This window comes from Sphingobacterium sp. NPDC055346, from assembly GCF_053645235.1.
Window position 1 is genome coordinate 26,460 of record NZ_JBSHMI010000002.1, and the last position, 12,087, is coordinate 38,546.

The following is a 12,087-nucleotide window of genomic DNA, read 5'->3' on the forward strand; positions in this document are numbered from 1 at the left end:
TAAACCAATATTGTAAAACCTTTCTTTGCTCGCAAAGAAATTGTACTTAAACCATGAAAAAGAACTACACCTACCTGCCCATTTTAGTGGGCTTATCGCTTCTTTCTTGGTCTGCTGCTCATGCTACATATAAGCATGTCCCACTAGAGCGGACCTATGAAATCAGTCAGAACATTATTCGAGGTAAAGTAGTCGCAGAAACAGGTGAGGCTGTTGTCGGCGCATCAGTGAGTAATGTCACGATTGGGTCTAGCACCCAAACTGATGAAAATGGAAATTTTGAACTCTCCGGTTCTGTGGGAAACGAACTGAGGATTTCCATGGTCGGCTATACTGCTAAAACTGTTACTGTTACTGGACCTCAAGTAAATGTTACTATTGTTGCTACCGATCAAAACCTTGATGAGGTCGTGGTTGTGGGCTATGGTAAGCAGAAAAAAGTGAACTTAACAGGTGCAGTAGCACAAATCGATTCCAAAGTATTGCAAGATCGCCCTGTAGCAAATGCAACCCAAGCTCTTCAAGGGGCTGTACCTAACTTGAACATTAATTTTACCAACGGACGCCCAGGGGGTGAAGGAAAGGTAAATATCCGTGGTTTTGCTTCTATTAACTCCGCCAATGCTGCTCCACTTGTCCTAATTGATGGTGTTCCGGGGAATATCAATACCATCAACCCTAAAGACATTGAATCGATATCTGTATTGAAGGATGCTTCCGCGGCGGCCATCTATGGTGCTCGAGGTGCCTTCGGTGTTATGCTTGTCACAACCAAAAAAGGACAAGCCGGAAAGATGACCATTGGCTATAGCAATAATTTTGGAACTTCTGACCTTACTGTTAACACGGATTTCATCACCAATGGCTATGATGCTGCCGTATTGAATGATGAAGCGTTTTTACGTGCTACTGGTAACCGATATACAGGTTATACCGATGAGGATTATGCAGAATTACTAAAGCGTAAAAATGACCCATCTTTACCTTCCGTGGTAATCCAAAATAGAAATGGAAAGGACCAATACGTGTATTATGCCAATACGGATTGGTGGAATACTTTCTATAGGGATAAGATGAATTCTATGGAACATGCCCTAACTTTTTCTGGTGGATCTGAAAAAATGGACTATTACATCTCCGGAAGAATGTACCAGAAAGGTGGTCTGATGAAGGTCCAGCAAGATAAGTTTGAAGGATACAACCTAAGAGCTAGATTGAATGGGCAAGTAACAGATTGGTTAAAAGTGAGCAATAATAGCCAAATAAACTATCAAAACTATACTTTCCCAGGATGGAACAGTAGTGTTGATGCCAACAATAACTTTATCTCCACAACTGTGCATGCATTACCTTCCTATGTTCCTCAAAACCCAGATGGTACGGCTACATACAGAACGGAACTGAACAATTATAATATCGGTGATGGTATCATGGCAGATTTACTTTACGGTAAATCCAAAGGAGGGGAGAAGGAATATGAATTTATCAACCTTTTTGAAGCTGTCGCTCAAATTATGCCAGGTTTGACAGTTACCGGAAACTATACATTTACCTACAATCCGATTGATAAATTTAATCGTAGGGTTCAGGCTCCATGGTCTGTTTATCCAGGCGTGATCAATTATTTGGGAAATGATCAGCTAATTCAAAACTTAGAGAATTACAAGAAACATTCCCTTAATATTTTCGCCAATTTCAATAAAAAATTTGGTGATCATAATTTAGGAGCTACAGCAGGTTACAACCAAGAACTGAGTACCTGGAGAAATGTAGGTGGAACCCAAACCAACCTCTTATCGGAAGACCTTAATGACTTTAACCTAGGTACAGGCGTGCCATTATTACGTGGTGGCGAAGAATCTTGGGCATTACAGGGGTTTTTCGGAAGGATAAATTATGATTATAAAGGAAGATATCTTTTAGAAGTAAATGGTCGTTATGATGGGACTTCCAAATTCCCTTCAGGTCAACAATTTGGTTTCTTTCCATCCTTTTCAGCAGGATGGCGTATTATGGAAGAACCTTTCTTAGAGTCTGTGAAGCCTTATATCAACGAAGCTAAATTAAGAGTTTCCTACGGTTCTCTAGGAAATGCTCAGGAGGCTTCGCCTTATGGTTATATCCCGTTATTAGGTGCTGGAAACTCAGCCTACATTACCAATGGTGGAAGAACACAATTCTTAAGTTCACCGTCGCCAATCTCTGGAGATTTAACCTGGGAAAGAACCAGTACCTTAAACTTTGGTGCTGACTTTGAATTTGCTCAAAGTAGATTGACTGCATCCTTTGATTACTTTATCCGCGAAACCTTGGACATGTTAATCCCCGGAAAAACATTGCCAGCAGTATTCGGTGCTAGTTCTCCGAAAACGAATGCAGGAGATTTAAGAAACGTAGGATGGGAATTGTCATTAGCATGGAGAGATCAATTTGAAGTTGCTGATAAACCTTTTGGCTATAGTTTCGGTCTTGGCCTGTCGGATTCCAAAGCAAAGATTACCAGATTTGACAATAGAGAAATGTTGTTGAACAACTATTATGTCGGTCAGACATTAGGTGAGATCTGGGGATATAAGATCGACGGTTTGTTCCAAACCAATGAAGAAGCTGCCAATTGGGATGTAAATCAAGATCGCATTGATGCTCGCCGTCTTTCAGCTCCTGGAGATTGGTCTAAGCTGCAGGCTGGAGATCCAAGATTTGTGGATATCAATGGAGACAAAGAAGTAAACCAAGGGAAAAATACCCTAAGTGATCCTGGAGATCAGGTTATCATCGGTAATAGTAGAGCGAGATATAACTTCGGTTTAAACTTAGGTGCCAACTGGCAAGGTTTTGATGTCTCGGCATTCTTCCAAGGTATCGGAAAACAGAATTGGTGGCCAGGTTCCAATGCGGATAAGTTCTGGGGGCCTTATTCAAGACCTTATTACTCATTCGTTCCAAAAGATTTTGTTGAAGATGTATGGACTCCTGAGAATCCAGATGCATATTTCCCTCTATTGCGTGGCTATATCGCTTTGGATGGTAACAGCTCCCTGAATGTAAAATCAGACCGTTATCTGCAAGATTTAGCTTATATCCGTTTGAAAAACCTAACCATTGGTTACACTCTTCCAAACGCTATCATGAGCAAGTTGAAACTGAGCAATGCAAGGATTTATCTATCTGGAGAAAACCTGTGGACAGCGACTAAACTAAGGTCAAAATATATTGACCCAGAACAAGCAGCTCAAGAATCAAACGGTAGAGCTTACCCTTATTCTAGAACATTTTCTTTTGGACTTGACTTTACTTTCTAAACCCATGAAAAACTCATTAATATTATATATTCTACTTGCTGTTCTAGTTACAGGATGTAGTAAGGATTATTTAGATAGACAGCCGGAGGCAAATATCTCTCCTGATGTCTCTTTCAAAAGTGTCAAAGATCTTGAATTGTTCAGCAATTCATTTTATGACGGCGCCCTTCCATCTGCTGAAGGAATCTATAACGAGGCAATTGATAATATTGTTAAAACAACCCTTCAAGATGAATTAACGGGAAAAAGAATTGTCCCTGTAAGTGGGGGTGGCTGGTCTTGGACCCAACTAAGGAATATTAATTTCTTCCTTGAAAACTGCTATAATCATCTTTCAGTTCAGGATGCTGCGCCTTATGCAGGTGTAGCCAAATTCTTCAGGGCTTATTTCTATTTTGATAAGGTTAGACGTTTCGGAGATGTGCCTTGGTACGGAAAGGTTCTTGATGTCAATGATGAAGAGGAATTATCGAAAAAACGTGATTCCAGAACGCTTATTGTTGATTCCATCATGGCAGATTTAGATTTCGCCATCAAGAATATGTCAGACGCAAAGTCCGATGAAAAAGCAACAAAATGGACCGCCTTGGCACTTAAATCAAGAGTGGCCTTGTTTGAAGGTACTTTCAGGAAATATCATACGGAATTGAACCTGCCAAATGCAAATAAATACCTTGAAATGGCTGTAGCAGCTTCTAAAGAATTAATGGATGCTGGTCAGTATAGTCTATATACAGGTGCTGGAGTTGATTCTTATGGTAAACTTTTCAGCTCTGTCAATAGCGTATCCCAAGAAGTTATTTTGGCCCGTAAGTTTTCGGATGCCCTACAGATTTGGCACAATGTAAACTATTATACCATTACAGCTTCATACGGTAAGCCAGGTCTGGAGAAAAACTTGGTCAATTCCTACTTAATGAAAGACGGAACACGCTTCACGGACAAACCTAACTATGATAAAATGACCTTCTTGGAAGAGGTAAAAGATAGGGATCCAAGGTTGCATCAAACCATAAGAACTCCTGGCTATACCAGAATAGGAGGGGCAGCACCAATAGCACCTAACTTTGGAAATTCCGTAACAGGTTATCAGTTAATCAAATTCGTAGGCGATGTGAAATATGATAACTATAATCGTTCTGAAAATGATATGCCTATTTTCCGCTATGCTGAAGTTCTGTTGAACTATGCTGAAGCTAAAGCTGAATTGGGAACTTTGACCCAAGCGGATCTTGATCAATCCATTAACCTAATCCGTGCAAGAGCAGAAATGCCAACATTGGTATTAGCAGCGGCAAACAGCAATGCAGATCCGTATCTGGCCAATGATTATCCAGCAGTTGCTGGCGCCATGAAAGGTGCCATCCTTGAGATCCGTAGAGAAAGAAGGATCGAATTGGTTATGGAGTCTTACCGTTGGGATGATATTTTGAGATGGAAAAGCGGTCAATTGATCACTCGTCAATTTAAAGGGATGTATTTCCCAAGCATTGGTAAGTTTGACCTTGATGGTGATGGTAAAGAAGATGTTTGGATTTACGAAGGAACTAAACCAACAGCTCCAGGCGTCCAATTGTTAAAATTAGGATCAGAAATCTTATTGGAAAACGGGAAAAGTGGAAACGTGATAATCAATGCCCATATCAAAAAAGTATTTGATGAGGCTAAAGATTATTTCTATCCGCTTCCGATCCAGGAATTGGAACTCAATAAGAATTTAACTCAAAATCCAGGCTGGAAATAATGTTAATAATAAATAAATGAATAAAGCCGCATCTTTTTGATGCGGCTTTTTCTTATGCAATATCTTCAGCTTTAGGGTTGTTAAGCTTGGAATGTTTATAACCATAAAAGAAATAAACCACTAATCCTATTGCTAGCCAGATCAAAAAGATCACCCAATTGCTCGTACCTAGCTCGGTCATCAAATAGAGATTGATCAGGATCCCAATCACAGGTAGCAACGAGAAATTGTATTTAAAAGCCATAATAGCAAGTACAATCCATACAGCCCAAAAGATCAAAATCAACGATTTATGCTCCAGGATATACAAGAAATCCAAGTGTTGCCATTCATGGATGGCTTCTTGGTTAAATCTCCAGATCAAAGCCCAAGCAATCACAAAACCTAATCCGATCAGGTATTTGCCGTTTATATAGGGAACTCTAAATTTAGATTGCTTTGATAAGCCTGAATAATCCATATAGAGTACACCCGCACAGACTAAAATAAAGGCAAAGAAGGTACCTACGGAGGTTAGATCCACAAAGAAATCCATCTTGAAGAACATGGAAGGTATAGCAACCACAAAGCCTGTCACGATTGTCGCAAAGGAGGGGGTCTTATATTTTGGATGGATAGTTGCAAACTTCTTCCAAAGCAGGCCATCCCGACTCATGGTCATCCAGATCCTTGGTTGAGCTAATTGATAGACCAAAAGTGCGCTGGTAATCGCAATGACTGAGGTAACTGAGATTATCCCAGCTAAATAATCGACTCCTATGTATTTAAAAACAAATGCCAAGGGATCTTTTACGTTCAGTTCCGTGTAATTCACCATCCCTGTCAATACCAAAGTTATCCCTACATAAAGAACGGTACAGATCAATAAGGTGATGATCATCGCCTTAGGAAGGTCACGTTGGGGATTCTTGCATTCTTCTGCAGTGGTCGAAATAGAGTCAAATCCAATAAATGCAAAGAATACAGCTGCCACTGAACCTAATACCCCTTGTAGACCGTTTGGAGCAAAGGGAACCCAGTTTTCAGGATTGACGAAAAAGGAACCACCAATAATGATAGCCAAGATTACACCGATCTTTACCATGACCATAATGTTACTGGCTCTTCTAGACTCTTTAATGCCTCGATATACCAACCATGTGATCAAGCTGATGATAACCCCAGAAGGCAAATCAAAAATAATAGGTACTTCACCAATCCGAGGGGCAGATTCATAGGCCTTCAGACCCAATTTATCCGCAACCGTCAAAGCTTCCGGTCCTAATTCAACTAACTTCTGATGAGCTTCCAAGGCATATTGGGGCGCCATAGAAAGCCATGCAGGGATATGTATCCCAAATCCTTCCAGCATGGTAACGAAATATTGCGACCATGATATGGAAACCACAATATTGGAAACAGCATATTCTAAAACCAATGCCCAACCAATAATCCAGGCGAATAGTTCCCCAAATGCAACATAAGCATAGGTATAGGCACTCCCCGAAATTGGAATGGTACTGGCAAATTGAGCATAGGAAAGAGCCGTAAATACGCAGGCAAAAGCAACAAACACAAAAAGTAGAGAAATGGCAGGGCCACCCTCAAAACTAGCCAATCCGATGGTGCTGAATATTCCGGCACCTACGATGGCAGCAATTCCTAAGGAAACTAAGTCTCGAACTCCAAGGACCTTGTTCATACTTTCGGACTGACCCTTTTCCTTGATGATCAGTTCTAGACTCTTCCTTTTGAAAAGCTTATTTCTCATTAGCGATTAATTATTTGGTGAAGTCAACAAAAGTAGATATAAAAATGAAACCCTAGAATGATATTTATAAGAAAATCATACTAGGGTTTCTGAAAATTTATTGAATAAAATATTTCATTTATGTTGTGGCCGAGTAATTATCTAGTATTTCCTGCGTAGGTACAAAGAAAAGTGTACCTGTTTCCGCAGTACTGAAATCCAATATCCTATCATAATTTCCTACAGGATCCCCCAAGAACATATTTTCCAACATCTTTTTCGTTGTCGAGAATTTACTGGCGTAGGAAATAAAATACGTGCCGAATTCACCTTTTGAAGGATTTGAAAACGGAAGGTTATCCCGCACAATCTTTAGGTCATTCCCATTCTCATCTGTAATACTGGTCAATGCACTATGGGCATTCTTTGGCTTGACTTCATCCGTCATCTCCACATCCGACAATTTGTACCGACCAAATACCTTCTCTTGCTCGCTTGTAGACAGTTCTTCCCATGCCTTAAGATTGTGGATGTATTTCTGTACAAACTGATAACTCCCACCTTGATATTGAGGATCTTCTTCGCCAACCAATGCAAATTGAGCTCGTTCATCCCCAATCGGATTTTCTGTTCCATCGACAAAGCCAAGGATGGAACGGCCATCCCAATACCTAAAACCATGGACCTCCACCAAATTGTCGGCAACAGGATTGATGATATCGTAGATATCCTTCGCCATCTCATAACAGATGCCAGCATTCTCAGCGCGTAGATGAAAATGTAAATCTCCCTCCGTAGATACGGCAGTGTGTTTTCCTCCAACAATCTTTTCAAAAGTCTTCAGTTCCTTGGGAAGGGGAGTAGGCATACCTAATTTATTCCAAGCATCATAACCGATCCCCATAATACAACTGGTCCTGCCATTTGGCGTACGAACCACAAATGAATGGTTCAAATTGGAAATCAGTGCACAAAGCCTTTCAAAGACAGCCTTATAATCTGTTCCATCCTTAAATTTCCAAACTGAAAAAATGGTGTTGTTATTGGGGTAATCCGTAATGTTTTGAGATATTGATGCCATAGGTGAATTTAATAATAGTGTTAACCTAATTTAAGCATTCTTAACAAGAGATAAAAGTTAGCCTGTAAATTTTATTGAAAGAAAAAAGTACTGCGTTTTAGGGCAGTACTTAATGCATTGTGATGAAAAAAGCAGAGAAATAAATCCCTGCTTTCTCAATTAGTAATTTATAACCTTATCTAATTCTTTTTCATCGATGGTAACTTCATTTAGATAACGCTCTAAGCTATCATCCAATTCTTTCATCCAAGGTGTATGGTGAGGTTCAGCGCTTGTGCCATCCATGACCGACTTGTAAACCTGATCCCTGTAGTTCAGGATATTGACCTCCTTGTCGTTTAACCAGCTTTTAAACATCTCTGCCACACGATCTAAATCGAATGCAGGATAATCCGTATAACTGATCAAATTCTTGATGTAATCTGTCTGGAAATCTACATGCTCAGGACCAGTTACGGTTTTAGCCTCGTAATCCATCCACTGTTTAATGTCGGCATCTCTTTCCTCTTTAGCTGGGAAATCAACTCGCCCCAACATATAATCCCTTGCAAACCATGCCTGAGTATCAAACATGTTGAATGTATAGTATTGGTCTTGCATACCTAAGAATATAAGTCGCTCATTTTCATTGAATACTACACCTTTATATAAATTGTCTGGATACAGACAGTTCTTCGTCTTTAAACGCAAATCATCCGGTAGGAAAGGGAACTTGTGCTGATATCCTGTACAAAGGATCACGGCGTCATAATCTTCAGTTGTTCCATCTTTGAAATAAGCAGTATTGCCATCAAAGTGAGTTACCAACGGTTTTTCCTTGATTCCTTCTGGCCATTTCGTGCCAATTGGGTTTGTCCTATAGGAAATGGTCACCGAGTCACTGCCATGTTTGAAACATTGAACCGCAATATCCTCAGCAGAATAACTACTTCCGATCAACAACAACTTTTGTCCAATAAATTGATCCGCACCACGGAAGTCATGCGCATGCATCACGGCACCTGGAAAGTTATCAATACCTTTGAAATAAGGCATATTAGGCGTTGAGAAATGACCTGTACCTACTACAAGATAATCGAAGTACTCCTCGAATGTCTCATTCTTTTGTAGGTCATCAAATACGACCCTAAATTGTTTTTTATCTTCGATATAGTCAACCCAGCGAGCTACCGTATTGAATTTAATATAATCTCTTGCGTTACTTTTCTTAATTCTGCCTTGAATGTAGTCAAAAAGCACTTCACGTGGAGGATAGGACGAAATAGGTTGCCCAAAATGCTCCGTAAAAGTATAGTCTGCAAATTCTAGACATTCTTTTGGCCCGTTGGACCATAAGTATTTATACATGCTTCCATGTAATGGTTCGCCAAATTTCCCTACACCCGTTCGCCAGGTATAGTTCCACATGCCGCCCCAATTATCTTGTTTTTCATAACATTTAATTTCTGGGATGGGATTACCTTTTTTCTGTTCTGATTCAAATGCTCTTAACATAGCTAAACCACTAGGGCCAGCTCCAATAATTCCAACTTTAAAATCTGTCATATTTTATTCTTTTTATAAATTTTTTAAATTTTTCAATGTGCCATTATCTGTAGATAGATGCAATAAGGCTGTAATGATTCCCATTAGGGGAAATAGAAGGCGTGTTGATTTCTTTGGCAGATAATTACCAAATATTCGTGACGCTAAAATTAAAGGAAGTAATAATTAGGTGATGCTGAATGATCATTATACACAAATGTGTTTTTTTCCTTCACTGTTGCAAAGGTACGAATAATATTCATTAATTAAAAATATTAACGAAATAATATTCGGATTAACCAATGGTTTTATCGGAAAACCAAAGATTAATATTTGGTTCTGTTAGGAATTGTTTGGCAAATTTGACCGTTCAGAAATTAAGTCCAATTGGCTGCGTCCCTGTTGGTTTTGGTATATGATTTGCTTTTATCGGGTAGGATTTACCAAATTAATTCTAGCCCCATTTTCAATTAAATTAAGGGATTGCGTGATTTTGAGCAAAATCTGTTTATTTTAGGAGTAAATTAAAAAAATCATATATGGCATCAGGAATATTCGCGGTTTTGGATGATATCGCCGCTCTTATGGACGACGTAGCAGTTGCAAGTAAAATCGCAACTCGGAAAACCGCAGGTATTTTAGGAGATGATTTGGCCGTGAATGCCGAAAAAGCAACCGGATTTTTAGCATCTAGAGAACTTCCTGTGCTATGGGCAATTACGAAAGGCTCCTTTGTCAATAAGCTGATTATCGTGCCTGTCGCCTTATTGCTGAATGCTTTCCTTCCCGTAGTGATAAAATATATTTTATTGATTGGTGGTGCTTATTTAGCTTATGAAGGAGCGGAAAAAGTTATACATTATCTTTTTCACCGGAAGAAAGAAGGGCAGGAGGTCATTCAGGAACAAGCTTTGGAAGGAGAAGCAGCAGAGTCTGCAAAGGTTAAATCCGCAGTCACTACCGATTTTATCTTATCCGTGGAGATCGTAATCATAGCATTAGGAACTGTACTTGAAGAAAGCCTTGCCATTCAGATCCTAACGGTTTCTGTGGTTGCTATCCTTGCTACGGTGGGTGTATATGGTATAGTCGCCCTGATCGTGAGAATGGATGATGCCGGACATAGCCTGATCAAGAAATCGAATGATAAGGGAATAGCAGCTAAATTAGGACACCTCCTGGTAAAACTTTTACCGATTGTGATCAAGGCCTTAGGAGTAATCGGAACAATAGCTCTATTATTGGTTGCAGGGGGTATTTTTGTGCATAATATCGATTATTTCCACCATTTCCTTCCACAGGTTCCTTCAATCGTGAAAGAATTTGGAATGGGTCTTGTAGTAGGTTTTATTGTACTGGGAATTGTTCTCCTGGTCAAGAAGATCTTTGGGATAGGAAAGGATAAGCATTAATTTATTTGTGGGGCGGGTTAATTTTTAGCAATTTGCGCCACAATAGGTCCTGGCCTAAACCGAATAAAATTTCTACAAGAAATAGTATAGATTATTTATGAAAAAGATATTAAACATTATTTGTTTCGTTGCTGTTTTAGGGGCATTTACTGCCTGCTCCAAAGAGGATGAAGAAGTAAAGACTCCAAAAGACACTGCAGAACTGATTGGAAAATGGGTTAAGGTTGATGGAATCCGTAATTCAGATACTATTATCACCGAAGGTCCTCATTTGGACACCTTAAAAATGCTTGAATTCACAGCGGATAATAAGTTGACGGTGAGTCGTGGACAGTTCTGCGTTTTCACGGTTGCAAAAGATAAGAGCCAATCTGGAGATTTTGAATATTATTCAGTAAACAATAGTATTTACCCTGGTCTCAATGACAGGATTAAATATAACCAAGGCTGTACGAATGGAATACCTGTATCTCTTCAAGGCAATGTTTTACGCATTGGATTTCCTACGGATGAGGCTTCTTACGAAGAATATATGAAAGTTATACCTGCAGAAACCCCAGAGGTTCCTGAAACCCCAGAGGTTCCTACAGAACCAACTCCTGTTGGATAAAAAAGACTTTTGTGGAAAGCCCAAAATTAATTTTGGGCTTTTTTTATTCTAGTTCCAATAAAATAAAAACCCCCGACCAGGTGGTCAGGGATTTTTTTATATGGCCATCCGCCATGTTATTGTTAAACATTTCTTTATGCTTAGAGATGTAGTTTCATCCCTTCGTGACTTGCTCTAAAACCCAGCTTCTCATAAAATTTCAAGGCATCTGGTCTTACTTTATCTACGGTGAGTTGAAGGACATGGGCACTTTTTTCTTTTGCTCTTCGGATCGCATATCGGATCATCTTTTCGCCATAACCTTTAGACCGCTCTGCTTTATCAATCCTAACCCCTTCGATCTGGGCCCTGATCCCTCCACGATAGGTCAGGTATTGGATAAATGTCAATTGCAAACAGCCAATAATTTTGCCATCCTCAGTTTCCATTACCAAAAGCTCTTGGTTTTTGTCCTCATTGATCTTATTGAAGGCCGTAATGTACTCCGCAGGAAGTGGATGCCGATAAGCCTCGCGCATGTTCCCTAACATATCGTCCGAAAGTAATTCTATGATTCTTTCTAAGTCCATAATATGGGCTTTTCTAAACTTCATGGTAGATTTTCCTATGTTTGCATAGTAAATGTACGAAAAATCTGGAATAAAAATAAAAGGATAAAAAGAAAGAATATTTTTTTTGACATATC

8 protein-coding genes are annotated in these 12,087 nt (G+C 39.5%); 4 read left to right on the plus strand and 4 right to left on the minus strand.

The window, feature by feature from the left end:
* Positions 1–53 precede the first annotated feature (53 nt).
* Both ACWICE_RS04505 and ACWICE_RS04510 read left to right on the plus strand, forming a co-directional pair.
* Complete coding sequence (locus tag ACWICE_RS04505) at positions 54–3,302, plus strand: SusC/RagA family TonB-linked outer membrane protein (protein WP_254529134.1); 3,249 nt, start codon at positions 54–56, stop codon at positions 3,300–3,302.
* 4 nt (positions 3,303–3,306) lie between these two features.
* The gene (locus ACWICE_RS04510; protein ID WP_313258501.1) at positions 3,307–5,046 is read left to right on the plus strand and encodes a RagB/SusD family nutrient uptake outer membrane protein; all 1,740 of its coding nucleotides are present in this window, start codon (positions 3,307–3,309) and stop codon (positions 5,044–5,046) included.
* Positions 5,047–5,098: 52 nt separating this feature from the next.
* On the opposite strand, the gene ACWICE_RS04515 is transcribed toward ACWICE_RS04510, so the two are convergent.
* The 3 genes from ACWICE_RS04515 to ACWICE_RS04525 form a co-directional block, all read right to left on the minus strand.
* Positions 5,099–6,796, minus strand: coding sequence for an amino acid permease (locus tag ACWICE_RS04515; RefSeq protein WP_454297731.1), 1,698 nt, complete (start codon positions 6,794–6,796; stop codon positions 5,099–5,101).
* Positions 6,797–6,914: 118 nt separating this feature from the next.
* Positions 6,915–7,856, minus strand: a complete 942-nt coding sequence (locus tag ACWICE_RS04520) for a Dyp-type peroxidase (protein WP_454297732.1) — start codon at positions 7,854–7,856, stop codon at positions 6,915–6,917.
* A 159-nt stretch (positions 7,857–8,015) separates the two neighbouring features.
* Positions 8,016–9,401, minus strand: coding sequence for an NAD(P)-binding domain-containing protein (locus ACWICE_RS04525; protein WP_185211672.1), 1,386 nt, complete (start codon positions 9,399–9,401; stop codon positions 8,016–8,018).
* A 518-nt stretch (positions 9,402–9,919) separates the two neighbouring features.
* On the opposite strand from ACWICE_RS04525, the gene ACWICE_RS04530 reads away from it, so the two are divergent.
* A complete protein-coding gene (locus ACWICE_RS04530; protein WP_185211673.1) occupies positions 9,920–10,792 on the plus strand; it encodes a DUF808 domain-containing protein in 873 nt (290 codons plus the stop codon).
* A 97-nt stretch (positions 10,793–10,889) separates the two neighbouring features.
* Positions 10,890–11,402, plus strand: a complete 513-nt coding sequence (locus ACWICE_RS04535; protein ID WP_454297733.1) for a hypothetical protein — start codon at positions 10,890–10,892, stop codon at positions 11,400–11,402.
* A gap of 140 nt (positions 11,403–11,542) precedes the next feature.
* Here the strand turns inward: ACWICE_RS04535 and ACWICE_RS04540 are convergent, their stop codons facing one another.
* Positions 11,543–11,971, minus strand: coding sequence for a GNAT family N-acetyltransferase (locus ACWICE_RS04540; protein ID WP_214649456.1), 429 nt, complete (start codon positions 11,969–11,971; stop codon positions 11,543–11,545).
* Positions 11,972–12,087: the final 116 nt, after the last annotated feature.